We start from the raw sequence: 23,373 nt of genomic DNA, 5'->3' as shown, positions 1-23,373 counted from the left end.
CTGTTCGGATCCGCCCCAAGGCCACCCGACCCGGCCGCGCTCAGCCGCTCAGGTGGCGCTGGAGGATCGGCGCGAGCCGGTCGATCAGCTCGGCCGACGACGTCGAGGCGATCGGCTCCAGCCCCAGCACGTAGCGGGTGAGCGCGACGCCCAGGAGTTGACTCGCGCACAGATTCGCCCGCAGTGCCCCGTCGTCGCCGCCGATCCCCTCGGCCAGACGTGTGGTCAGTTCGGCGCCGACGAACTCGCGAAACGCCGGGCTGCCCCCGTCGGAGACCGCGGTGCGCAGGATGGCCAGCAGCCGCGGACCGGTGTCCGGGTGGTCCCACAGCGTCACGAACGACTCGGCCAGCCGCTCGCCGGCCTGCTCGACGCCCGCCGCGAACACCCGGGCGACCAGCGCCTCGGGCTCCAGCGGCAGGTCCATCGCGGCGATGAAGACCCGGTCCTTGGGGCCGAAGTAGTGGTGCACGAGCGCCGGATCCACCCCTGCGGCACGGGCGATCGCGCGCACCGAGGCACCGGCGTAGCCGCGCGCGGCGAACTCGACCCGGGCCGCGCCCAGGATGCCCTCGCGCGTCGCCGAGGCGTCGCCGCGCCGGCCGGGCGGTCGGCCCGGACCACGCCGCGAGCCGGCGGTTCGTGCCTCAGCCATGCCGCCGCTCCACCCCGGCCTCGGCCGCCAGGTGCAGCCGGGTGTACGCGAGCGCCTCGGCCAGATCCGCCTCGCGTTCGGCGCGCGAAGCGGCTCGGCGGGTGTTGACCTCCAGCACGATGGCCCCGGCGAACGAGGTGCGCGCGAGGTGTTCGAGCAGTTCCGCGCACGGTTGGGTGCCGCGGCCGGGCACCAGGTGTTCGTCCTTGAGCGATCCGCTGCCGTCGGCCAGGTGCACGTGCCCGAGCCGGTCGCCCATCCGGGCCAGCATGTCCAGCGCGTCCGAGCGCGAGGTCGCGGTGTGCGACAGGTCGAGGGTGAAGTGCCGGTAGTCCTCGTCGGAGGGATCCCAGTCCGGCGCGTACGCCGCGACCTCCTTGTCCCGGTAGCGCAGCGGGAACATGTTCTCCACCGCGAACAGCACGTCGGTCTCCCCCGCCATGCGATCGATGCCGCGCACGAAGTCGCGGGCATAGCTGCGCTGCCAACGAAACGGCGGATGCACCACGACGGTCTTCGCGCCGAGCCGCTCGGCCGCGTCCCGCGCGCGCACCAGCTTGGTCCACGGGTCCGTCCCCCACACCCGCTGGGTGATCAGCAGGCAGGGCGCGTGCACGGACACGATCGGCACGCCGTGGTGATCGGACAACCGGCGCAGCGCCTCGACGTCCTGGCTCACCGGGTCGGTCGAGACCATGACCTCGATCCCGTCGTAGCCCAGCCGGGCCGCGATCTCGAAACCGTCGGCGGTGGACTCCGGGTAGACGGACGCGGTGGACAGGGCGATCTTCGCGTCCGGCACGCGCAACACCGCGTCGGGCACGCGCGGAACCGCGTCCGGCACCCGCGCCTCGGACGTGTCGGCCCCCGTACCGTTGAGTATGTCGTGGTCGTCCACGTCGCCCAGAGTAGAACCATCGGCCGCCGACCCGGCGGTATCCCACACATCGGTGCGGGTGATCCCGGCGGCGGCCGAGGCATCCGGGTGAACGCACGACCCGGGCCGGACCGGGCCTAGTCCATCCAGTCCAGCCGACGCAGGATGATCCCCTCGCGCAGCGCCCACGGGCACACTTCCAGCGCGTTCACGTTGAACAGGTCCAACGCCGCGTCGGCCACTATCGCGCCCGCGACCAGTTGCGGGGCCCGGCCCACGGACACCCCCGGCAGGGCGGCCCGCTCGCTCGCGGTCATCGCCGCGAGCCGGGGCAGCCAGTCGGCCAGGCCGGCCCGGCTGAGCGAGCGCTTGACGTAGGGGCCCTCGCCCGAGGACGGCGCGCCGGCGATCCGGGCCAATTGCTTGAACGTCTTGGACGTGGCCACCACGTGGTCGGGCCGACCGAGCCGGCTGAACTCGGCGACCGTGCGGGCGATCTCCGCGCGTACGTGCTTGCGCAGCACCCGCATCTCGTCCGGCGAGGGCGGGTCGGTGTGCAGCCAGGACCGGGTCAGCCGACCCGCGCCCAGCGGCAGCGAGGCCGCCGCGTCCGGCTCCTCGTCCACGCCGGCCGCGATCTCCAGCGAGCCGCCGCCGATGTCGAGCACCAGCAGGCGTCCGGAGGACCAGCCGAACCAGCGGCGCACCGCCAGGAAGGTCAGCCGGGCCTCGTCGGCGCCGGTGAGCACCTGGAGGTCCACGCCGGTCTCGCGGCGCACCCGATCGAGCACCGCCTCGGAGTTGGCCGCCTCGCGCACCGCGGACGTGGCGAACGGCAGCAGGTCCTCGACGCCCTTGTCCTCGGCCACCTCCAGGGCGGCGGCCATCGTCCGGACCAGCAGATCGACCCCCTGTGGGGCGATGCTGCCGTCCGGCTCCAAGAGCTCCGCCAGGCGCAGTTCGCGCTTGTGCGAGTAGGCAGGAAGGGGCCGAGCACCCTGATGGGCGTCGACCACGAGCAGGTGGACCGTATTGGAGCCCACGTCGAGAACACCGAGTCGCATGGTCACGAAGGTAATCCGTCGCCCCCGGCGCGCGAGCGGGGGCGTTCCCTCGGTTGCCACACCTTTGCCCGACGGATCACCCGGCGCCGAGCCCTACCCTTGTCCCGTGCCTGAGGTAGACCTGGATTTTCCGCGTGCTTGGTTCGAGTTCCCCGACCCCGATGACGCCGATCAGCTCTTTCGCTGCGACCTGACCTGGCTGACCTCGCGTTGGCAGTGCATCTTCGGCGCCGGTTGCCACGGCGTCGTGGCCGGCCGCGCGCCGGACGGGTGCTGCTCGCTGGGCGCGCACTGGTCGGACGAGGACGACGAGACGCGGGTGCTGACGTGGGCCGAACGGCTGACGCCGCAGACCTGGCAGTTCCACGACCTGGCCATGGAGCAGGGCGTCAGCGAGTTCGAGGACGGCGACAAGCGCACGCGCCTGGTCGACGGGGCGTGCGTGTTCCTGAACCGGCCCGGGTTCGCCGGCGGCGCCGGCTGTTCGCTGCACGCCCTCGCGCTGCGCGAGGGTGTGCACCCGCTGGAGACCAAGCCGGACGTGTGCTGGCAGTTGCCGGTGCGCCGGACGTACGACTGGATCGACCGCCCGGACGAGACCCGCGTGCTGATGGTGACGATCGGCGAGTACGACCGCCGAGGCTGGGGCCCCGGCGGCCACGACCTGCACTGGTGGTGCACCGGGAGCACCGAGGCCCACGGGGCGGGCGAGCCGGTGTACGAGTCCTATGGGCCCGAACTTCGCGAATTGATGGGCGCGGCGGCTTATGCGGTCTTGGTCACGGCTTGTGAGGCCAGGTTGGCGGGTGGGCGGGTGGTTGCACCGCATCCGGCGGATCCGGACTGAGGGTGTTGGGGGCGGCTGGGGGCTCGGCCCGTCGGACTCATCCCGTTGGTTTCTGGGTGGGACGGGTCGGGGGCGGGGTCGTGGGTGGGGTGGAGGGGGTTGGGGTGCCTGTGGTGCCTGTGGTGCCTGTGGTGCCGTCGATGGTGATTACCGTGGCGCCGGGGGCGATCAGGACCTTGGCTGTCCAGGAGCCGTGTGGGGCTCGTTTCGGGTCGACCGAGACGGTGATGGTGTCCTGTTGGCCCGGGGCCAGCGTGCCGTGCGTGGGGGTTGTTCGCAGCCAGGGCGCTGACGGGTGGACCTGCCAGTCGACCGGGGTGGAGTCGATGTTGCGCAGTGTGATGAGGGTGTGGTCGCCGGTGTGGGTGGCGGTGACCAGTAGGGGCTGGGGTGTGGGCGGCGGCAGCGGGATGATGCCGGGCGCGACGACCTCGGACGCGCGCGAGGCGGGGGCCGCCGCGGAGAGGGGCGGGGCGAAGCCGTGGGCGTGTGGTGCTCCCGAGGCGGCGGGGCTGCCCGTCGTGGTCGGCGACCTGGCCGGCTCGATGGGAGGCGAGGCGACCGCGCGACCGCTCGGGCTCTCCACCCGCGCGGAGGCGATGGTGACCACCCTGATGTCCGACTCGCCGGCGGATCCGCCCGATGCCTGCCACAAGGCCAGCGCGGGCGCGGCGACCACCGCGGCCACCACGACCGCCGCGATCACCGTGGCCCGGCGGCGATTGCCCCGCTCGACCACGCCGGCCCGAAAGACCGGGAAGCCGGCCCGGTCGAACTCGGCGACCCGCCGGGCGATCTCCGGCGGCCGCTGGGCCGAGCGCCCCTTGCCGACCTCGCCCAGCACCTCGATCCGCAGTGCCGCCGGCGGCGCGATCAGCGCGAGCCCCACCGGCACCGCCGCCGCGCCCGTGGTCGGCGCCAGGTAGGTCACCGCGCGGCGCACCTGCGGTCCGCACCGCCGACACGTCTCGACGTGCCCGATCAGGCGCTCGCGCAGCATGGAGGTGAGCCGCCCGGTGGCCAGCTCCTGGCCCTCGGGGCAGTCGGCCGAGGTCTCCGCGCCCGCGATCGCCGCCCGGGTCCGGTCCACCTCCCGGCCGGCCGCCAGGAGCAGGCTGCGCGCGTGCTGTTCGTCGCAACCGAGGACGGCGGCCAGGCCGCGCGGGTCGAGCCCGTGCCGGACGGACAGTTCGAGCGCCTCGCGCTGCTCCGGCACCAGCCCCACCGCGTCCGGCCAGGCCAGTTCGTCCAGGTCGCCGCGCCGGGCCGGAGTCCGCCCCGCCTCGGTGCCGGGGAACAGGTCGGCGTCCGCGGCCAGCGGCGGCAGGCTGCGCTCGTGCGCCCACACCACCCGCACGTCCTCGGGCCGCGCGGGCCCGGTGCCCACCCGCACGTGTGCGTCCAGCCGGACCAGGCACTCGTACCGGGCGAGCGCGTACAACCACGGTTTGAGCAGATCCAGGTCGGGGAGCCGGCCGATGTGACGATCGGCCAGCACGAAGGTGCTGCGCAGCGACTCCGCCGCCGCCTGGTGATCGCGAAGCACCGAGAGGCAGTAGGTGTAGAGCCCTTCGGCGTAGGCGTCGTAGGCGGCGCGTCCCCACGAGAGCACCGCGGTGGGGGACGCGAAGCGAGGAGCCCCTCCGGGGGCGGTTGCCGGGCCGGTTACCGAATCCGTCACGCTCGTGAACGTAGGTGTCCGAGACCCGTCGACTCAGGCGATTTGCACTTTCATACGCCTTTCGAGGTCGACAATCATACTTTCGAGTGAATGTCCGTCACCTTTGGCCGAATTCGTTCATCGAACATCCACGCGATCGACGGCCCAACGCACCACGAGCGAAGCACCCGTCGGATTCGCCGTGAGGGTTACCGCGCTCGTGGCAGCCGGTGCCTTGTCGGAATTCGCCGAGATCGTGATCGATATCGACTGGCCATTGGCCAGCGTCCCCGATTTCGGACTCACCGTGAGCCAATCATTTTCCGACATGGCCACGGTCCACGTCACCGGTCCACCGGTGGCGGTGAGCCGGACGGTCCGCGTGGCACCGGCCGCGTCGAGGTCCACCGAGGCGAGAGACCACGCGAGCGTGCCCCGCGGCGCCGGATTGCCCTGTGTCCCCTCCACCGACCGCGGCCGGGTCACCGGCACCGCGGCCGCCGACACGGGGCCGGCCGCCGTGGGCTTGGCGCTCCTGGTGCCGCGGGTGGTCGGCCTCGCGCTGCCCACACGCGTACTCGGCGCCGCCGAGGTCGGCCTCGACGTGGCGACACCGGGCAGGTGCGAGGCAGCCGTGGACGGATGCACGACCACCGGCTGTTCCGGCAACTGGGCCGGGCCCCGCGCGACCGGCGAGCCCGCGTCCCCGTCGCCCGGTCGCACCACCACGGCCAGGCCGAGCGCCAGCGCCACGGCCACCGCACCCGCCAGCACGACCGGCACCCGCGAACGCGGCCGGCCCATCCCCTTGGGGAAGCCGCTCCGATCGACCGGCTCCGCGCCGTCCCAGCCACCCGCACCCGCCGGCCCGGCCGCGAGCAACTCGGTCCGAATCGAGTACGGCGCCGCGGCCGGGAGCGCGGCGGCCAACACCGCCCGCGCGTCCACCTCCCCCGGTCGCAACACCAGGCAGTCCGGGCACGAGTCGACGTGCAGGTACAGGGGCAAGCGCAGCGACGCGTCCACCGCCGCACCCGCGTCCGGCAGCAGCAGCGCGAGTTCGGGGCAGTCCCGGCGCGCGTGGGTGGCCACCGCGTAGACCGCGAGCGCGTGCTCGAACTGCTCCTGGGCACGGGCCAGCACGCGTTCCACCCGCCGCTCGGACAGCGCCAGCACATCGGCCAGTTCCCGATCCCGCAGACGATGCCGCACGGACAGGTCCAGCACGATGCGCTCGACCTCGTCCACCGCCCACAGCGCGTACGGCACCAGCGGCACCAGTCGTTCCCGATCGGGCACGCTCCAGGACGCGCCGCCCGCGGCCAACACCTGCCGGACCACGCCCGGGCCGGGCCGGTCGGCCGCCGTACGGGCACACTCGGCCCGGGCCAGTGCGTACAGCAGCGCCCGGGCCCGGCCCGGCTCGCGCAGCACCCGGATGCGCTCGGGCGCCGCCGCCAGCGTCGCGCGCACCGCCCGCGCCGCGACCCCCGGCCCGTAGCCCAGCGCCACGCAGAACCCGAACAGGGCGTCGCCGTGCACGTCGTACAACGCGACGGCGTCGGGCACCGCGCCCGTCACGTCCGTCGTACCGGATCCCTGCCCCGCAACGTCCCCACCCGCCATGCCGCCTCACGGTAGGGAGAACGCCCCATGGTCACCATCTCTTTGCCGGCTCGGTGACAGGATCAAGACATTCCGACCATGATCGATCGGTGGCCGGCGATCGATGTCGGCGCGGGCCGTTAACGTTCCTGGCATGGCCAGGACCACCACGAAGGATCGCCCGTCGTACCGCTGCACCGAATGCGGCTGGACCGGGCCGAAATGGCTGGGCCGCTGCAACGAGTGCCACGCCTGGGGCACGGTCGAGGAGTTCGGCGCGCCCAAGGCCCGTTCGATCGTCGCCGGCCCGGTCACCACCGCCGCGCTGCCGATCGGCCGGATCGACGTCCAGACGGCCAAGTTCCGCTCCACCGGCGTCGAGGAGCTGGACCGCGTGCTCGGCGGCGGCCTGGTCCCGGGCGCGGTCGTGCTGCTCGCGGGCGAGCCCGGCGTCGGCAAGTCCACCCTGCTGCTGGACGTGGCCAGCAAGTCCGCCTCGCCCGCCGGGCGCACGCTCTACATCACCGGTGAGGAGTCCGCCGCCCAGGTCCGCCTGCGCGCGGGCCGGATCGGCGCACTCAACGAAGAGCTCTACCTCGCCGCCGAAACCGACCTCGCCGCGCTGATCGGCCATGTCGACGCGGTCAAACCCGCGCTGCTCGTGGTCGACTCGGTGCAGACCATCGCCTCGCCCGCGATCGACGGCGCACCCGGCGGCGTGTCCCAGATCCGCGAGGTCACCGGCGCGCTGATCCGCATCGCCAAGGAACGCAACATCGCCACCGTCCTGGTCGGCCACGTCACCAAGGACGGCTCGATCGCCGGCCCGCGCCTGCTGGAGCACCTGGTCGACGTCGTGCTGCACTTCGAGGGCGACCGACACGCCCGACTGCGCCTGGTCCGCGCGATCAAGAACCGCTACGGCACGGCGGACGAGGTCGGCTGCTTCGAGCTGCACGACGAGGGCATCACCGGCCTGACCGACCCCAGCGGCCTGTTCCTGACCCAGCGCCAGGAGCCGGTCTCCGGCACGTGCGTCACGGTGACCCTGGAGGGCAAGCGCCCGCTCGTGGTCGAGGTGCAGGCGTTGGTGGCGCCGTCCCAGATCCCCACCCCGCGCCGGGCCACCTCGGGGCTCGACTCGGCCCGGATGGGCATGGTGCTCGCGGTCCTGGAGCGGCGCGGCGGGGTGCGCCTGGAGAAGACCGAGATCTACACCGCCACCGTCGGCGGCGTGAAGCTCACCGAGCCGGCCGCCGACCTGGCCGCGGCCCTCGCACTCGCGGGCGCCGCCGCCGACCACCCGCTGCCGTCCAAGCTGGTCGCCATCGGCGAGGTCGGCCTCGCCGGCGAGATCCGCCGGGCCACCGGCGTGCAGCGCCGACTCGCCGAGGCGTTCCGGCTCGGCTTCACCCACGCGCTGGTGCCGCCGGACCCGGGCAAGATCCCCAAGGGCATGAAGGTGATCGAGGTGGCCGACATCCGCGAGGCGTTGCGCGCGTTCAACCTGGTCTCGCAGCGCGAGCGCAAGTCCGACCGCGAGTGAACGAGCCCGCCGCGGCCCGCCCGGAGCGGACGTCCAGGGGACACCGGCGGGACGGTTTCCGCACCGTCCGACAACTTTCCGTGCCCCGAGGAGTGACCAAGCGTCGCCTCGGAGATACTCGACAAGCGGAACGGCATGCGCGACCTGTGCCGAAACACGGCTTCGGGCCGGATAAGGCGACCGGTCGGCGGCCGGGAGGCACTAGACTTTTCCACCGATCTTCCGACGTAGCGGCCGACCTGTGTCGACCGCAGGTCCTGAGGCGCTCCCGGCCGTGCATACCGGAGCAAATGCCCGGGTGACGGCCGATGGCCGGCCGAGGATGGCAACGACCACGGGGAGTTCTGTGGCTACGAATGACCGGACCGACAAGGGCACGAGTGCCGACGCGGCCCTCGTGAGGGCCGCGCTGCAATCCGTGGCCCCGGGCACCGCCCTGCGCGACGGCCTGGAGCGCATTCTCCGGGGCAACACGGGCGGCCTGATCGTGCTTGGTTTCGACAAGACGGTGGAGGCGCTGTCCACGGGCGGCTTCGTGCTCGACGTCGAGTTCTCCGCGACCCGACTGCGCGAGCTGTGCAAGCTCGACGGCGGGGTCGTGGTCGACCGCGAGTGCACGAAGATCGTCCGGGCGGGCGTGCAACTCGTCCCGGACCCGTCGATCCCGACGGAGGAGACCGGCACCCGACACCGCACCGCCGAGCGGGTCAACAAACAGACCGGCTTCCCGGTGGTCTCGGTGAGCCAGTCCATGCGCCTGATCGCGCTCTACGTCAACGGCAGGCGACACGTGCTGGAGGACTCGGCGGCGATCCTGTCCCGGGCCAACCAGGCGTTGGCCACCCTGGAGCGCTACAAGCTCCGGCTCGACGAGGTGTCCGGCACGCTGTCCGCGCTGGAGATCGAGGACCTGGTCACCGTGCGGGACGTGTGCGCGGTGTCCCAGCGGCTGGAGATGGTGCGCCTGATCGCCCGCGAGATCGACGGCTACGTCACCGAGTTGGGCGTCGACGGCCGGCTGCTCTCGCTGCAACTCGAAGAGTTGATCGCGGGCGTCGAGGACGACCGCAAGCTGGTCGCCCGCGACTACGTGCCCGAGCGGGCGATCAAGCGTGGCCGCACCGAGGCCGACGTGCTCGCCGAGCTCGACGGTCTCGCGCACGCGGATCTGCTCGACCTGCAGACGGTGGCCCGCGCGCTCGGCTTCACGTCGGGCCACGAGGTGCTCGACTCCGCGGTCAGCCCGCGCGGCTACCGACTGCTCGCCAAGGTCCCCCGGCTGCCACCCGTGGTGATCGAGCGGCTCGTGGAGCACTTCGGCGGCCTGCAGAAGCTGCTCGCGGCCAGCGTCGACGACCTCCAGGCCGTGGACGGCGTCGGCGAGGCGCGGGCGCGCAGCGTGCGTGAGGGCCTGTCCCGACTCGCCGAGTCCTCGATCCTGGAGCGCTACGTGTAGAGCGGTCGCACGACACGAGAAGGGCCCCGGCGCGTGCGCCGGGGCCCTTCTCGTGGTCGAACGCGGGTCGTCCCGCTACTTGCCCACCGTCGCGGTGAACACGAACTCGCCGGACGGCTCCAGGCCCGCCAGCGTGCCCTTGGCGCGGTAGGCGGCCTTGTCCGCGGGTGCGGCCTTGGTCTGCCCGCCGTTGGTGGCGCACTGTCCGGCGTTGGAGCGGGTCCAGGACCAGTCGCGGGTGATCGAGACGGCCTGCGCGTCGCCCTGCTGCAACTGGCGCACGTCGGTGGCCGCACCGGCGGCGCAGTCGGCCGAGCTCCACAGCCGGTCGTTGCCGGAGAGCACCTCGATGTAGGCGTGGCCCGGCGCGAGGTCGACGAAGCAGGTGGGGCCGGTCTGGTTGGTGACGATCAGCTTGAGCGCCACGTTCTGCGAGGCGTTGTACGCGCTCTTGCCCGACTCCACCGGCTGGATCTGCACCCGGATCATGCTCGGCGTGCACCAGGTGCCACCGGCCGGCGCGGCCTTGCCGCCTCCGGGCGTGGTGCCGCCGCTGCCGGCCGTGCCGCCGGGCTGTCCGGCGCTCTGGCCCGCCTGCCCGCCGGTCTGGCCGGACGTGCCCGCCGACGCACCGGAGGTGCCCGCCCCGGGCGTGCCGGAACCACCGCCCGGGATCGGCGGATTGGCGCCGTTGGTCGGGTTGGGCCCCGGCGTGATGGCGCTCGGATCGGGCGAGGCCGTTCCGGTCGCGATCGGCTTCTTGTCCGAGGCGTTCTTCTTGTCGTCGGAGTCCCCACCGGCAGTGCATGCCCAGGCCACCAGCGCGATCAACAGCGCGAGGGCGAGCAGCACGAAGACCCGCCGTCGCCAATACACGGTTGACGGCAGGTGACCCACGGGACGGCGCATCGAGTCCACGGGCAAACTCTAGGGGAGATCGTTACGCCGTCCGGTGTAGCCACACCGTCCGAAGCGTTGGAATTTCGTGGCGTGTCGCGACCGAAGAAGCCCTGGTCGCAGGCTTATTCCGGCATTTGCGGGCAGAAGCCACCGTCACTCGCCCGAGTGATCCGCCGTAACGTGCGAGGATCGGGGAGAGATGTCACACGCACTGCACGAGCCGATCCTCGACTGGTACTCGGCCAATCAACGCGATCTGCCCTGGCGCACCCCCGACGCATCCGCGTGGGCGGTGGTGGTCAGCGAGTTCATGCTGCAACAGACCCCCGTGGCGCGGGTGTTGCCGGTCTACCGGGCCTGGTTGACCCGCTGGCCCACGCCGGCCGCGCTGGCCGCCGACGAGCCGGGCGAGGCGGTGCGGATGTGGGGCCGACTCGGCTACCCGCGCCGCGCTCTGCGGCTGCACGGCGCGGCCGTCGCGATGGTCGAGCGCCACGCCGGCGATGTCCCGTCCGCACACGCCGATCTGCTGGCCCTGCCGGGCGTCGGCGAGTACACCGCCGCGGCCGTCGCCTCGTTCGCGTTCCGGCAACGGCACATCGTGCTGGACACCAACGTGCGCCGAGTGATCGGGCGGGCGGTCACCGGCGTCGAGTACCCGCCGCAGGCCACCACGCCGGCCGAGCGGCGCACCGCGACCACGCTGCTGCCCGCCGACACGGAACGCGCCGCGACCTGGGCGGTGGCGATCATGGAACTCGGCGCGCTGGTGTGCACCGCGAAGTCGCCCAAGTGCGTGGGTTGTCCGATCGCCGCACTGTGCGCCTGGCGGCTGGCGGGCAAGCCCGCGTACGAGGGCCCGCCCCGACGCGGCCAGACCTACGCGGGTACCGACCGCCAGGTCCGCGGTCGCCTGCTCGCGGTGCTGCGGGAAAGTGCCGAACCGGTGTCCCAGGCCGCGTTGGACGCGGTATGGGACGAGCCCGTCCAACGCGCACGGGCACTGGACGGGCTGGTCGCGGACGGGCTGGTCGAGCCGTTGGCGGCGGGCGTGTACCGGTTGCCCGCCGGCCCGCTCAGCGGCAGTACTTCTTCTCCGCCTCGATCGGATTCGTCGGAATCCGCATCGAGTTCCGTTCCGGCGACCCGATGAGGTTCTTCCAGAATCGCGATACCGACATGGGCTCGCGGGTCGCTTCCTGAAGTTCGCGAATACCGCCGCAGTTCAATGCCCGCCGGGCCGCCTCGACCTTGGCCGGATCGACATTGCGCAGGTCCAGTGGGGTACCCGGCTGGGTGAAGTCGGCCAGAATCCATTCGATGTAGGTCAGCTTGTCGTGCCCGGACCGGGTCCGATAGTCGAGGTCCAGGTGTGCGCCGAGCGGATTCGCCAGGCCGAAGATGTCGATCGCCAGACCCGAGGTCGGCACCAGCACCGCGGGTTGCCCGAGCGCGCCGTAGACCACCGAGTCGGTGATCGGGACGTGGTACTTGAGCGGCGCGGAGCGGAAATCGAAGTTCAACATCCAGAACTTGTCGGGCTCGTGGTAGTAGGTCAGGTAGACGAACTGCGCACCGGGCGTCGCGGCGTCCTTCTTCCACTCGACGCCCACGCCCTCCAGCCGCTTCACGAACGCGTCCCGATAGGACTTCGCGGTGACCGGGTTCCGCTCGCCGGTCCAGGTCACGTACCACGAGCGGGTGTCCTCGATGTTCTGCGGACCGAAGCCCTGGTACGGCACCCGCATCGAGGCCGCGCAGACCACCGACCACACGGCCAGCCCCGCCGCGGTGCTCGCGTACAGCCGCTGCAACGGCAACACCAGCACCGGCAGCAGGAACGCGAACGTGCCGGGCAGCAGCAGCCGGGCGTGCATGAAGTCGCCGCCGACCACGATCACATAGCCGAGCAACACGCTGCCCACGACCAGCGCGGTCGCGGTCAGCACCCGGATCCGGTAGCGCTCGAAGTCGCCGACCGAACGGCCCACGGTGACCAATAGACCGACCGCCACCACGGTGAGCAGCAGCGGCGCCCAGATGTTGTACGGGCTCGCGTAGTCCTCGAAGTAGGTCCAGCCGCGACCGATGTCGGTCTTGGTGCCCTCCTTGGCTATCGCCGTATTGGGCAACAGGACGCCGTAGTAGCCCATCCGGAAGATCTGGTAGAGCACCGGGAGCAGGCCGCCGCACAACGCGAGCAGGGCCAGCCGCTTCGGGGTCGGCCGCAGCAGCAACCACGCCGCAACGGCGAACACGATCGTGCCCAACGCGAGGTCGGGCCGCACCAGTACGCCCATGCCGAGCGCGAACGAGGTCCACGCCTGGCGGGCGAGGGAGCTGTCCCGGTCCAGCCGGGCCAACAGCGTCCAACTCGTGCCCAGCCAGACGAAGATCAGCCCCATCTCCAGACCGGACGTGGCGAAGTCCCAGAACGGCGGCAGCGCGGCGATCACCAACGCCCCGGCGGGCAGCGGCCACCCGCCGCCCGGGAGATCGCGGTACAGCCGCCGGGTGCCCATCGTGGCGATCGCCAGACCGACCACCGCGCACAGCAGTGAGCCGTAGACCGCGACGGCGACCAGATCGATCCCGGTCACCCCGCCGACCAGCGCGAGCAACCACGGCCACAACGTGGACGTGGCCGCCTCGGCCCGCTCGCCGACATTGAAGTTGGGCCCGTTCCCGTCCAGGATCTGCTGCGAGACCCGCACGAAGATCAGTCCGTCGTCACCGATCCAGCGGCGCCGGAAGGCGGCCAGTCCGAGCAACAGCGCCGGAACCAGCACGACGGCCAGGGCCCATCCGGTCCGCGCGTCCGGCCGATACCACGGTCTTTTTCGCGACATTTCGGGATCGGCATTCCCCGTGACCTCGGTCGCATTATTTTCGACCAAGGCGCTTTCTACGCCCATCGCCCTGCTCCCGAGCTGTTGTCGTCCCGCACACCGATCGGCCGCAATAATATCATCGTTGAAATAGTCGATCGAATTGCCCCTCATGGTCGTTCGACAATTCGATCGAAAACTGTATCGCCAAGCCGCGCAGCGCGTGACATTTCGGCAATAATTCTTTTCCAACGTAACGAAACCACCGGGCAAAAGCATTGCAATGCGCGCCCCGGCGACCCCGATCCCGAACACCGCGCCCCCCGACGCTCCGCCGTGCCCGCCCCACGCGCACTCCCGCACCCGACCCGACAACCTTTGTGTCCCGAATCCCGGCGCCGGGCGCACGGCCCGCGAATACTGGGTGTACACGCGCCCACTACGGAACGCGATACGGCTCGATCGCGGGCGCACACCGATCGAAGGGGGACCCGGTGACGGAGGAAGTCGGACATCACGAGTCCGCGGCGGGCGACGCGATCCGATGCATGGGTTGCCAGGGCACCGGCCTGGACACCTCCGGCCGGGTGTACCGCAGTCGGCATCGCGAGGTGTCGACGATCTGGGCCGGCACCCGCTGCCCGCACTGCCGAGGCACCGGCTGGCTGCACAACGGCCCCACCGACCCACCGGAAGGCTCCCTCGGCGGCCCCTGGCGCACCGGCAGGTGACCGGCTAGCCCCTGTCCGACGAGACGGGTCGCAGGTAGCGGCGGAAGCCCCGAGCCGGGCTCTCGAAGCCGCAGGCCCGGTAGAACTCGTGTGCCTCGGCGTTGTCCGCGGCCAGGATTTGCAGCTTGTAGCACCCCGAGTCGGCGGCCAGCGTGCCGGCCGCGGCCAACAACCGGCGACCGATCCCCAGCCTGCGACGCGCCGCCGCCACCACGACGTTCTCCACGAACATGATCGAGTGCCCGCCTCGGGTGAGATTGGGCAACACCACGCAGTCGGCGGTGCCGACGACGGTCCCGTCCAGATCCGCGACCAGCACCGTACGACCGCGCTGCGTGGCGATGTCCGCCCAGATCAGGTGTGCGTCCTCGATCGGCAGTGGCACATCGCGGGGATGGAACTCGGCGTAGAGCGCGAGCACCCCGGACAAGTCCCGAGCCGTCGCCGGGCGGATCGTCATGGTCATGCCGAGAGCCTACAAATCCCGACCGGCCCACCCCGGGATACGCGCCGGCCCGACCCCTGCGCGAGGTTGCCGCGAACAGCCCGAACAGTGCGCTCGATATCCGGTCGAGCGCCGCCCGTCACTCACCCACTCGGGTGAATCCTGCCGGCCCCGCCGCAGGTCGGCGCCGGTTGCATTCCCGCTGATGACAGCGCCGCGACGGGCACCGGACGGACACCGTCCCGGCCGCCTCCGGTTGTCCCCTCGGCCGATTCGCCGTCTGCTGGTGAGCGGAGCTCCCACACGACGACCGCCATGTCGCGACACCCTCGCCGCGACGCCGGGAACAGGAGCGTTGGCTCGTGAAGACGAATGTCACTCCACAGGAACTGATCGGCCGCAAGATCGTCGATTCCGAAGGCAACAAGATCGGGACCATCGGCCAGGTGTACCTGGACGACCGCACCGGCGAGCCGGAGTGGGTCACCGTCAAGACCGGCATGTTCGGCGGACGCGAGAGCTTCGTGCCCCTGGGTCCGGCCGACATGCAGGGCGACGACCTCCGGGTGCCGTTCGACAAGGAACTCGTCAAGGAGGCGCCGAGCCTGGGCACCGACGAGCACCTCTCGCCGGAGGAAGAGGCTCGCCTCTACCGCCACTACAGCGTCACGCCGTCCGGCGGCATGACCCGCACCGGGACCGACACCGGCACCGCCGCGGCTGCCGGAGCCGCCGGTACCGCGGGAGCGGCCGGGGCGGCCGGCACCCACCGGCGCGAGGACATGTCCAAGTCGCAGCTCGCGGGCTCGGACGACGGCTTCGAGGAGCTGACCGGCAAGCACGATCCGTCGGTGCGCACCAACGACCCGCCGGCGGCGAGCGCGGCGGCCGGGATGGCCGGCACCGCGACGCACGATCGGCCGGCGATGGGGCCGGACTCCAAGGCGGGCATGGCGACCTCGGCCCCGACCCGCATGCCCGCGGCCGGCACCGCCACGGGCACCGGCATGGGCACGGGCACCGCCCGGACCACGTCGACGTCCGGCGCGGCCGGTACCGACAACGTGATGACCCGCTCCGAGGAGCGACTCGACGTGCACGTGGAGACGATCGAGACCGGGCGCGTGGCGCTGCGCAAGGTGGTCGAGACCGAGCGGGTGGAAAAGGTCGTCCCCGTGACGCACGAGGAGTGGGAGATCGTCCGCGAGCCGATCGACGGCTCCAACCGCGGCGCCGCGCTCGACGCCCCGGACATGCGCGACAGCTCGCGCGAGATGGTGCTGCACGCCGAACGGGTCGTCGTCCGCAAGGAGGTCGTCGCGGTGGAGCGCATCCGACTGGTGGCCAAGAAGGTGCAGGGCGAGCAGCGGGTGACCGAGGAGGTCCGGCGCGAACGCATCGAATTGCACGATGGGGACAAGGTGCAGGTCCTCGACGGCAAGGGCGAGCGAGCGGACAAGAACAAGCACGGCTAGGCCCGCTCCGCTCCGCTTCCCGCGAAGCCCCCGATCGCCCCCGGCTCATCCCTCCGAGGGCGGCCGGGGGCTTCGCCCCGTGTCGGGCGGACGATCGGCGCGGCCACGGGAAACCGGTGGAAAATCAGCGGTAAATCACCCCTTCCGCCCGGCGTTACTCGCCAGTAGGGTCCGAGGCATGGACCTCACGGTGTTCGCCGTTCCGGTCTTCACCCTTCTCCTGGTCGTCGAGTGGGTGTCGTACCGATTCGCCCCCGACGACAACGAGCGCGGGTACGCGGTGAAGGACACCGCGACGAGCCTGACCATGGGTCTCGGCAGCCTGGCGGTCGGGCTCGGTTGGGGGCTGCTCACCGTGCTTGCCTGGGACGGGCTGCACGAGCTGACCCCGCTGCGGCTGGGGTACACGTGGTGGGCCTGGGCCCTGGTGATCCTCGGCGTGGACTTCTTCTACTACTGGGAACATCGCGCCGGACACGAGATCCGGTTGTTGTGGGCCAGTCATGTCGTGCACCACTCCAGCCGGCACTACAACCTCTCCACCGCACTGCGCCAGACCTGGACCGGGGCGCACCACATCGTGTTCATCGGGCCGATGTTGCTGCTCGGTTTCCCGCCGGCCATGGTGATCACGTCCTTCTCGATCAACCTGCTGTACCAGTTCTGGATCCACACCGAGCGGATCGACAAGCTCTGGAAGCCGATCGAGTACGTCTTCAACACGCCCTCCCACCACCGCGTGCACCACGGTTCGAACCGGCAGTACCTGGACCGCAACTACGGCGGCATCCTGATCCTGTGGGACCGGCTGTTCCGCAGCTTCGAGCCCGAGGGCGAACCGGTGGACTACGGGCTCACCAAGAACATCGGCACCTACAACCCGCTGCGGGTGGCCTTCCACGAATACGCGGCCATCGCACGCGACGTCCGGGCCGCGAGCACCTGGCGGGTGCGGTTCGGCCGGGTGTTGCGCGGGCCGGGCTGGCAGCCCGCGACCGAGGCGATCGCCCCGCCCGCCGGCGCCCGGGCCGGCGCGTGAGGGCACGCGCGCTGCTCGCGGCCTACCTGACCCTGGGCGTCGCCGACACGGTTTTCGCCGCGAGTGGCGTGGACGGGCCGCGCTGGGTGAGCAAGACGCTGCTGATGCCGGTGCTGATCGCCTTCGTGTGGGTGGCGGCACGACCCGATGCGAGGCGCGCGGGGCTGCCGATCGGCGCACTGGCGGGCGGGTTCGTCGGTGACGTCGGGCTGCTCGTGGACCACGACGCGGCCTTCATGATCGGGATGGCCGGGTTCGCGGTCGGGCACGTCTGCTATCTCCTGGCCTTTCGGCGCCTGGGCGGCACGCTTTCGCCGCGTCGGGCGCTCGGGTACCTGCTCGCGTGGGGCGCGATGATGGCGCTGGTGTGGCGCGGGCTGGACGAACTGCTGGTGCCGGTGCTCGGCTACAGCCTGCTGCTCACCGCGATGGCGGCGTACGCGGCGGGAGTGGGCCGGCGTACCGGGCTCGGCGGCGCGTTGTTCCTGCTCTCGGACGCGGTGATCGCGTTGGGCATCGCCGACGTGGACCTGGTGCCCGGTCAGGACGCGGTGGTGATGCCCACCTACGTGGCCGCCCAGTTGCTCCTCGCGCTCACCTGGGCGGCCTGGCCGTTCGCGCGCCCGGACGCCGAAGAGGCGACGGATCGCTCCGCCGCCTCTTCGGGCTGAGTCTTCGCTCAGTCGGCGTACCTCGCCGCTGCCGCGGTGTACTCCGGCTCCGGGTTCATCGCCGCGGCGAGCCGCAGATACGGCGCGGCCTCGGTGCCGCGGCCGGCCCGCTCCAGGGTCCGGCCGAGTGCGTGCGTGGCCCATGCGTCACACGGGTCGAGTTCGACCACCCGCCGCAGCGTCGCCTCGGCCCGGCCGAGCCGGAGCGCGAGGAAATACGCCCGGCCGGCCAGTTGCTGCACGGCCACGTTGTCGCGCTCGTCCTCCAGCACCGGCTCCAGGATGCGCAGCGCGCCCAACGGGTCGCGTTGCTCGACCAGTTCCTCGGCTACTCGGTAGTTCTCCAGGGTCAGCGTCACGGTGGCTCCCTTCGCGATGCTCGTGACGGTGTCGGACACCTCGCAGAACCGCATACCCCGTCGAGGTATTCCGCAGCCGGTCGCGCGCCGGTCAGGTCCCGGGGACCAGCACCGCGCGGCCGTTGATCCGGCCGTGGTGCAGCCGGTCGTAGACGTCGGCGGCCTGGTCGAGCGGGAACTGCTCCACGTGCGCGCTCACCCCGCCGTGCCGGGCCAGCTCGATCAGCTCGATCAGTTCGGTGCGGGTGCCCCAGTAGGGCGTGCTGACCGAGCACTCGTACGGGAGCAGGCCGAAGCCGACCGGGAGGGTGCCGCCGCCGATGCCGACGATGGTCAGGTCGCCCTCCGTGGCGGCGCACTTCGCGGCCAGGTCGACGGTGGGCTGCACACCGGCGAAGTCGAGCACGAGCTGCGCGCCGAGGCCGTCGGTGGCCTCGCGGACGATCCCGGCGGCCTTGTCGTCGGACCTGATCGCCAGATGCGCACCCGAGGCGCGGGCCAGCTCCAGCTTGTCCTCGCTCACGTCCAGGGCGATCACCCGGGTCGCGGACAACGCGCGCAGGAGCTGCACGCCGATGTGGCCCAGGCCGCCGACGCCCAGGACCACGGTGGTGCTTCCCGCGTAGAGCTTGTCCAGCGAGCGCTTGATCGCGTGGTACGGCGTCAGCCCGGCGTCGGTGAGCGGCACGGTCTGCACCGGATCCAGGTCACCGATCGGGACCAGGTGCCGGGCGTCGTCGATCAGCACGTAGTCGGCGAGCGCGCCCGGGGCGCCCAGGCCGGGCGGTCGGATGCCCAGCTCGCCGGCGCGCGTGCAGTAGTTCTCCTTGCCCTGCGCACAGGCGTGACAGGCACCGCAGCCCCACGGCCCGTAGACGACGACCGCGTCGCCGAGCGCGAAGCCGGTGACCCCGTCGCCGAGCGCGGCCACGATGCCGGCGCCCTCGTGGCCGAGGGTGAGCGGGGCGTCGGGACCGAAGGTTCCGGTCGGTTGACTCATCACGAAGATGTCGGAGTGACAGACACCGCCGGCGGTGACCTTCAGCAGCACCTGCCCGGGGCCCGGTTCGGGCGCGGGGATCTCCCGCACCTCGACCGGCTTGCCGAACTCGACGTATTGGACGGCCTTCATGGGTTTCTCCCTTTCCGGCGTACCGGCCCCGTGTGATACACGAGTGATGCCCGGGTGGCACGGTGGGCCGGCGACGTCAATGGTGAGGCTATTACTCACCAACCGAATGGATTACCCGGGCGGGGTATCCGCGGACCCGCGCTACGGCGCGGTGTAGCCGCCGTCCACCAGGTGGTAACTGCCGGTCACGAAGGCGGCCCGATCGGAGAGCAGGAAGGCGACCGGCTCGGTCACCTCCTCGACCGTGCCGAGTCGGCCCATCGGGTGCAGCCTGGCCAGCGCGGCGTGCGCCTCGGCGTCGGATTCCTTCAGCAGCGGGGTCTCGATGAAGCCCGGGCCGACCGCGTTGATCCGGATCCCCTGCTGCGCGTACTCGATCGCGGCGGTCTTGGTCAGGCCCAGCACGCCGTGTTTGGCGGCCACGTAGCCGACCGCGTTCGGGAAGCCGACCGAGGACAGGATCGAGGCCATGTTGACGATCGCGCCGCCACCGGACTCCAGCATCGCCGGAATCTGGTGGCGCATCCCGTAGAAGACACCGCTCAGGTTGATCTCGATCACCTTGCGCCACCCGTCCGTCGGGTACTCGCCGGTGTGCGCGTGCGGGCCGGTGATGCCCGCGTTGTTCACCGCCAGGTGCAGCCCGCCGAACGCCTCCACCGCCGCGCGCACGAGCGCCGCGCAGGACTGCGGTTCGGCCACGTCCACCCGCATCCCCCGGGCGGTGCCGCCGGCCTCGGTGATCTCGGCGGCGACCCGGGCCGCGCCGTCGTCGTCGAGGTCGGCGACCACGACGTTCGCGCCGTCGGCGGCGAGTCGGCGGGCGATCGCGGCGCCGATGCCCGAGGCGGCTCCGGTGACGATGGCGGTCCTGGTCGCGAAGTCGGCGCTCATGCCTTCGATCCTGCGAGCGGGCGAGCGCCGGCGCCCGTCGGACGGGACCTAATGGGGGACGGCCGCGACCGGTCTCACAGGCCGTTCAGGGCCACGTCGATGCCGCGCCGGACGATGTCCGCCTTGGTCTCGTCCGGGAGATGGGCCAATTCGGTGTCCAGCAACAACACGCTCAACCCGTGCACGGCGGACCACATCACCACGTCGGAGTACTCGCGCCGTTCGGCCGGGAGACGACCGAGCACGACCAGTTCGTCCAGCGCCTGGGACATCAGCGAGTAGGACTCCTCCGATTCGTCCGGCGTGCCGGGCAGATGCCCGTCGTCCTCGCCCGCCGCCCGGGCCGCCTGCCGACGGCCGATCAGCGGCTCGCCCTCGGCGGCACCGTGGAAGATGGTCCGGAACAGGCCGGGCTCGGCGAACGCGAAGCGCACGTAGCCCAGCCCCGCCGCCCGCAGCCGACGCAGCGCCTCGTCGCCCGGATCCGCACACGGCTCGCCCGCGGCCAATTCGGCCCGCATCGTCGCCGCGAGCATCGCCAGACCGCGATCCTTGACCGCCACGACCAACTCGTGATGGTTGGCGAAGTGCCGGTAGGCGGCGGTGGAGGACACCCCCGTCGCGCGCGCCGCCTCGCGCAACACGATCGCCTGCGGGCCGCCGGCCCGGGCCCGTTCCACCGCGGCCTCGGTCAGCGCGTTGCGCAGGTCGCCGTGGTGGTATCCGCGACGACCCGAGGTGCCGGCGGCTTGCTCGCTTGCCATGGTTCTCCGTTCGATCCAGCCCCATGTTGACACTGCGCACATTCAATGCCAAGTTATCAATGCAAACATTGTTATCGCCGTCAACATGATGTCTCCGGCTCCGGCACCCGTCTCCCCACGGACCACATGGAAGGTCGATGATCATGCTCGAACGACTAGGGGATCTCGTATTCCGCCGAGCACGCGCCGTGCTCGTGGTCGGCACGTTGTTGTTGCTCGTCTCGGCCGGGGTCGGCTTCGGTGCCTTCGGCAAGCTCCAGTCGGGCGGGTTCGACGCACCGGATTCGGCCTCCACCCGGGCCCAGGACGAGATCAAGCACACCTTCGGCGGCCGACCCAACCTGGTGGTCGAGGTCCGCGCCAAGGACGGCTCGAACGTCGACGCACCGGCCGTCGCGGAGGCCGGCCGGCGCCTCACCGCATCCCTCGCGGCCGCCCCCGGCTTCGACCAGGTGGTCTCCTACTGGACCACCAACGCGCCCGGACTCAAGGCCGACGGGGGCCGCGGCGCACTGCTCGTCGCCCATTCGGTCGAGGACGACGTCAGCGAGTTGCCCAAGGCCGCGCAACTGCCCCCGGACAGCCCGCTCAAGGTCCGGATCGGCGGTGAAGCCTCGATCGGACCGGCGGTCAACGGACAGGTCGGCAAGAGCCTGGCGATCGCCGAGTCGATCGCGATACCGCTGACCATGCTGCTGCTCGTGCTCGCCTTCGGCAGTCTGATCGCGGCCTTGGTCCCGCTCGTGATCGGGTTCATCGCGATCATGGGCACCTTCGCCGAGTTGTTCGTTCTCGGCAGCCTGACCGACGTGTCGATCTTCTCGATCAACCTGACCACGGCCCTGGGCCTGGGCCTGGCGATCGACTACGCGCTGCTGATCGTGGCCCGACACCGCGAGTTGCTGCACGCGGGGCACGATCTGCACGACGCGGTGGTGGGCACACTGCGTACCGCCGGGCGGACCATCCTGTTCTCCGCCGCGACGGTGGCCGCCGCGCTCGCCGTACTGCTGGTCTTCCCGCAGTACTTCCTGCGCTCGTTCGCGTACGCGGGGATCGGCGTGGTGATCATCTCCGCGCTCGCCGCGCTGATCATCGCACCGGCCCTGCTGACCGTGCTCGGACCGCGCGTGGAGTCGATGCGGATCAAGGGCGTGCGAGGCGTCCAGGGCGGCGAGGCGCCGGTGTGGTCGCGGCTGGCCGGCTTCGTCACCAGGCGGCCCGCGCTCACCGCGCTGCCGGTGCTGGCGGTGCTGCTGGTGGCCGCCTCGCCGCTGCTCGGGGTCAAGTTCGGCACGCCCGACGAACGGGTCCTGCCGACGAGCACCGAGGCCCGTCAGGTCGGCGACACGCTGCGCGCGGACTACAGCCTCGACGACACCCGCTCGCTGGACGTGGTGCTGCTCGGCACCGGCGCCCAGGCCCCGGTGGACGCCTACGCGGGCCGGCTCGCCGCGCTGCCGGGCGTGACCCGGGTGGACACCGCCGGACCGGACCGGATCCGACCCGACGCGCGCCTGCTCTCGGTGATCACCACGCTGCCCGCCAAGTCGGACGCCGCCCAGGACCTGGTCCGCGACGTCCGGGCGGTCCCCGCACCGGACCGCACCGAGGCCCTGGTCGGCGGTACGGACGCGCGCCTGGTCGACACCAAGACCTCGATCGGCGACCGGCTGCCGCTCGCCTTCGGGCTGATCGTGCTCAGTACGTTCGTGCTGCTGTTCCTGTTCACCGGAAGCATCCTGCAACCGCTGCGCGCGTTGCTCCTGAACGGGATCAGCATCATGGCCGCGGTCGGCATCACCGTGTGGGTCTTCCAGGACGGGCATCTCGCCGACCTGCTCGGCTTCACCCCGCTGCCCATGGACACCTCGATGACGGTGCTGCTGTTCTGCATCGCGTTCGCACTGTCGATGGACTACGAGGTGTTCGTGACCAGCCGGATCAAGGAACTGCACGACGCCGGGGCGTCCGACGAGGACGCGGTCCGGCAGGGGCTGGGACGCACCGGACGGATCGTCACCACCGCCGCGGCGCTGCTCGCGGTGACCTTCGTGGCGTTCCTGACCAGCAGCGTGAGCTTCCTGCAGCTCTTCGGCTTCGGTGCGGCCCTGGCGATCCTGCTGGACGCGACCCTGGTCCGGGGCATCCTGGTGCCGGCCGCGATGCGCGTGCTGGGCCGGCACGCCTGGTACGCGCCGCGGTTCCTGCGCCGGGTGCACGCCCGGGTGGGCCTGCGCGAGTCGGCCGAGTCGGTGCCGCCGGCGCGATCCGAAGCGGCAGGCCGAGCCGACGAGCAGATCACCGACGGCGTGCACTGATCCGGCGCCCCACCCGGCGCCGAACCGCCACGACGAAGGGGCCGCCCCCGGGAATCACTTCCCGGGGGCGGCCCCTTCGTCGTCGTGCGCGGTCTCCCGCGAAC

General features: G+C 71.6%; 21 protein-coding genes. 9 read left to right on the top strand and 12 right to left on the bottom strand.

What is annotated here, in order from left to right:
• Nucleotides 1-40: 40 nt before the first annotated feature.
• The 3 genes from ABZ374_RS20935 to ABZ374_RS20925 form a co-directional block, all read right to left on the bottom strand.
• A complete protein-coding gene (locus tag ABZ374_RS20935; protein WP_360313127.1) occupies nucleotides 41-655 on the bottom strand; it encodes a TetR family transcriptional regulator in 615 nt (204 codons plus the stop codon).
• Nucleotides 648-1,478, bottom strand: a complete 831-nt coding sequence (locus ABZ374_RS20930; protein ID WP_360313216.1) for a sugar phosphate isomerase/epimerase — start codon at nucleotides 1,476-1,478, stop codon at nucleotides 648-650. The genes ABZ374_RS20935 and ABZ374_RS20930 overlap by 8 nt, the downstream gene beginning before the upstream one ends.
• A 191-nt stretch (nucleotides 1,479-1,669) precedes the next feature.
• Entirely contained in the window at nucleotides 1,670-2,596 is a 927-nt protein-coding gene (locus ABZ374_RS20925; protein ID WP_360313125.1) for a Ppx/GppA phosphatase family protein, read from the bottom strand.
• Between the two features lie 106 nt (nucleotides 2,597-2,702).
• Here ABZ374_RS20925 and ABZ374_RS20920 point away from each other — a divergent pair, with 106 nt between their 5' ends.
• On the top strand, nucleotides 2,703-3,443 hold the full coding sequence (locus tag ABZ374_RS20920; RefSeq protein ID WP_360313123.1) for a hypothetical protein: 741 nt from the start codon (nucleotides 2,703-2,705) through the stop codon (nucleotides 3,441-3,443).
• A 37-nt stretch (nucleotides 3,444-3,480) separates the two neighbouring features.
• Here the strand turns inward: ABZ374_RS20920 and ABZ374_RS20915 are convergent, their stop codons facing one another.
• Complete coding sequence (locus ABZ374_RS20915; RefSeq protein WP_360313121.1) at nucleotides 3,481-5,124, bottom strand: hypothetical protein; 1,644 nt, start codon at nucleotides 5,122-5,124, stop codon at nucleotides 3,481-3,483.
• Between the two features lie 117 nt (nucleotides 5,125-5,241).
• Nucleotides 5,242-6,729 (bottom strand): hypothetical protein, encoded by a 1,488-nt coding sequence (locus tag ABZ374_RS20910; RefSeq protein WP_360313119.1) that lies wholly within the window; start codon nucleotides 6,727-6,729, stop codon nucleotides 5,242-5,244.
• A gap of 133 nt (nucleotides 6,730-6,862) precedes the next feature.
• On the opposite strand from ABZ374_RS20910, the gene radA reads away from it, so the two are divergent.
• Nucleotides 6,863-8,254: a DNA repair protein RadA gene (radA, locus tag ABZ374_RS20905; RefSeq protein WP_360313117.1), complete on the top strand. Its 1,392-nt coding sequence runs from the start codon at nucleotides 6,863-6,865 to the stop codon at nucleotides 8,252-8,254.
• Between the two features lie 346 nt (nucleotides 8,255-8,600).
• Nucleotides 8,601-9,710 (top strand): DNA integrity scanning diadenylate cyclase DisA, encoded by a 1,110-nt coding sequence (gene disA / locus ABZ374_RS20900; protein WP_360313115.1) that lies wholly within the window; start codon nucleotides 8,601-8,603, stop codon nucleotides 9,708-9,710.
• Between the two features lie 75 nt (nucleotides 9,711-9,785).
• On the opposite strand, the gene ABZ374_RS20895 is transcribed toward disA, so the two are convergent.
• Nucleotides 9,786-10,628, bottom strand: coding sequence for a hypothetical protein (locus tag ABZ374_RS20895; protein ID WP_360313113.1), 843 nt, complete (start codon nucleotides 10,626-10,628; stop codon nucleotides 9,786-9,788).
• A gap of 181 nt (nucleotides 10,629-10,809) precedes the next feature.
• Between ABZ374_RS20895 and ABZ374_RS20890 the strand changes: the two genes are divergently transcribed.
• Nucleotides 10,810-11,763 (top strand): A/G-specific adenine glycosylase, encoded by a 954-nt coding sequence (locus ABZ374_RS20890; RefSeq protein WP_360313111.1) that lies wholly within the window; start codon nucleotides 10,810-10,812, stop codon nucleotides 11,761-11,763.
• Here the strand turns inward: ABZ374_RS20890 and ABZ374_RS20885 are convergent.
• Nucleotides 11,687-13,459: a hypothetical protein gene (locus tag ABZ374_RS20885; protein WP_360313109.1), complete on the bottom strand. Its 1,773-nt coding sequence runs from the start codon at nucleotides 13,457-13,459 to the stop codon at nucleotides 11,687-11,689. The genes ABZ374_RS20890 and ABZ374_RS20885 overlap by 77 nt on opposite strands.
• Before the next feature lie 473 nt (nucleotides 13,460-13,932).
• On the opposite strand from ABZ374_RS20885, the gene ABZ374_RS20880 reads away from it, so the two are divergent.
• On the top strand, nucleotides 13,933-14,169 hold the full coding sequence (locus tag ABZ374_RS20880) for a hypothetical protein (RefSeq protein WP_360313108.1): 237 nt from the start codon (nucleotides 13,933-13,935) through the stop codon (nucleotides 14,167-14,169).
• Between the two features lie 4 nt (nucleotides 14,170-14,173).
• Here ABZ374_RS20880 and ABZ374_RS20875 read toward each other — a convergent pair whose 3' ends face one another.
• The gene (locus tag ABZ374_RS20875) at nucleotides 14,174-14,635 is read right to left on the bottom strand and encodes a GNAT family N-acetyltransferase (protein WP_360313106.1); all 462 of its coding nucleotides are present in this window, start codon (nucleotides 14,633-14,635) and stop codon (nucleotides 14,174-14,176) included.
• A 341-nt stretch (nucleotides 14,636-14,976) separates the two neighbouring features.
• Between ABZ374_RS20875 and ABZ374_RS20870 the strand changes: the two genes are divergently transcribed.
• From ABZ374_RS20870 to ABZ374_RS20860, 3 genes are all read left to right on the top strand, one after another.
• On the top strand, nucleotides 14,977-16,089 hold the full coding sequence (locus ABZ374_RS20870; RefSeq protein ID WP_360313104.1) for a PRC and DUF2382 domain-containing protein: 1,113 nt from the start codon (nucleotides 14,977-14,979) through the stop codon (nucleotides 16,087-16,089).
• A gap of 178 nt (nucleotides 16,090-16,267) precedes the next feature.
• Nucleotides 16,268-17,128, top strand: coding sequence for a sterol desaturase family protein (locus ABZ374_RS20865; protein ID WP_360313102.1), 861 nt, complete (start codon nucleotides 16,268-16,270; stop codon nucleotides 17,126-17,128).
• Nucleotides 17,125-17,799 (top strand): lysoplasmalogenase, encoded by a 675-nt coding sequence (locus ABZ374_RS20860; RefSeq protein ID WP_360313100.1) that lies wholly within the window; start codon nucleotides 17,125-17,127, stop codon nucleotides 17,797-17,799. Before ABZ374_RS20865 ends, ABZ374_RS20860 begins: the two co-directional genes overlap by 4 nt.
• Nucleotides 17,800-17,807: 8 nt before the next feature.
• Here the strand turns inward: ABZ374_RS20860 and ABZ374_RS20855 are convergent, their stop codons facing one another.
• The 4 genes from ABZ374_RS20855 to ABZ374_RS20840 all read right to left on the bottom strand — a co-directional run bounded on the left by ABZ374_RS20855 (nucleotide 17,808) and on the right by ABZ374_RS20840 (nucleotide 20,948).
• Nucleotides 17,808-18,158, bottom strand: a complete 351-nt coding sequence (locus tag ABZ374_RS20855; protein WP_360313098.1) for a tetratricopeptide repeat protein — start codon at nucleotides 18,156-18,158, stop codon at nucleotides 17,808-17,810.
• A gap of 91 nt (nucleotides 18,159-18,249) precedes the next feature.
• A complete protein-coding gene (locus ABZ374_RS20850) occupies nucleotides 18,250-19,290 on the bottom strand; it encodes an NAD(P)-dependent alcohol dehydrogenase (protein WP_360313096.1) in 1,041 nt (346 codons plus the stop codon).
• Between the two features lie 141 nt (nucleotides 19,291-19,431).
• Nucleotides 19,432-20,184 (bottom strand): SDR family NAD(P)-dependent oxidoreductase, encoded by a 753-nt coding sequence (locus tag ABZ374_RS20845; RefSeq protein WP_360313094.1) that lies wholly within the window; start codon nucleotides 20,182-20,184, stop codon nucleotides 19,432-19,434.
• Between the two features lie 74 nt (nucleotides 20,185-20,258).
• On the bottom strand, nucleotides 20,259-20,948 hold the full coding sequence (locus tag ABZ374_RS20840) for a TetR/AcrR family transcriptional regulator (protein WP_360313092.1): 690 nt from the start codon (nucleotides 20,946-20,948) through the stop codon (nucleotides 20,259-20,261).
• Nucleotides 20,949-21,085: 137 nt separating this feature from the next.
• Here ABZ374_RS20840 and ABZ374_RS20835 point away from each other — a divergent pair, with 137 nt between their 5' ends.
• Nucleotides 21,086-23,269, top strand: coding sequence for an efflux RND transporter permease subunit (locus ABZ374_RS20835; RefSeq protein WP_360313090.1), 2,184 nt, complete (start codon nucleotides 21,086-21,088; stop codon nucleotides 23,267-23,269).
• Nucleotides 23,270-23,373: the final 104 nt, after the last annotated feature.

This window comes from Embleya sp. NPDC005971, assembly GCF_040629175.1.
GTDB lineage: Bacteria > Actinomycetota > Actinomycetes > Streptomycetales > Streptomycetaceae > Embleya.
The sequence above is the reverse complement of the archived record's forward strand: the minus strand, read 5'-3'. Positions and strand labels throughout refer to the sequence as shown.

Bases quoted from the DNA above. Each gene is read 5' to 3' on its own strand.
- ABZ374_RS20875 (WP_360313106.1), bottom strand. From the start codon at position 14,635: ATGACCATGACGATCCGCCCGGCGACGGCTCGGGACTTGTCCGGGGTG.
- ABZ374_RS20840 (WP_360313092.1), bottom strand. From the start codon at position 20,948: ATGGCAAGCGAGCAAGCCGCCGGCACCTCGGGTCGTCGCGGATACCAC.
- radA (WP_360313117.1), top strand. From the start codon at position 6,863: ATGGCCAGGACCACCACGAAGGATCGCCCGTCGTACCGCTGCACCGAA.
- ABZ374_RS20865 (WP_360313102.1), top strand. From the start codon at position 16,268: ATGGACCTCACGGTGTTCGCCGTTCCGGTCTTCACCCTTCTCCTGGTC.
- ABZ374_RS20835 (WP_360313090.1), top strand. From the start codon at position 21,086: ATGATCATGCTCGAACGACTAGGGGATCTCGTATTCCGCCGAGCACGC.
- ABZ374_RS20850 (WP_360313096.1), bottom strand. From the start codon at position 19,290: ATGAAGGCCGTCCAATACGTCGAGTTCGGCAAGCCGGTCGAGGTGCGG.
- ABZ374_RS20845 (WP_360313094.1), bottom strand. From the start codon at position 20,184: ATGAGCGCCGACTTCGCGACCAGGACCGCCATCGTCACCGGAGCCGCC.
- ABZ374_RS20925 (WP_360313125.1), bottom strand. From the start codon at position 2,596: ATGCGACTCGGTGTTCTCGACGTGGGCTCCAATACGGTCCACCTGCTC.
- ABZ374_RS20935 (WP_360313127.1), bottom strand. From the start codon at position 655: ATGGCTGAGGCACGAACCGCCGGCTCGCGGCGTGGTCCGGGCCGACCG.
- ABZ374_RS20890 (WP_360313111.1), top strand. From the start codon at position 10,810: ATGTCACACGCACTGCACGAGCCGATCCTCGACTGGTACTCGGCCAAT.
- ABZ374_RS20885 (WP_360313109.1), bottom strand. From the start codon at position 13,459: ATGTCGCGAAAAAGACCGTGGTATCGGCCGGACGCGCGGACCGGATGG.
- ABZ374_RS20910 (WP_360313119.1), bottom strand. From the start codon at position 6,729: ATGGCGGGTGGGGACGTTGCGGGGCAGGGATCCGGTACGACGGACGTG.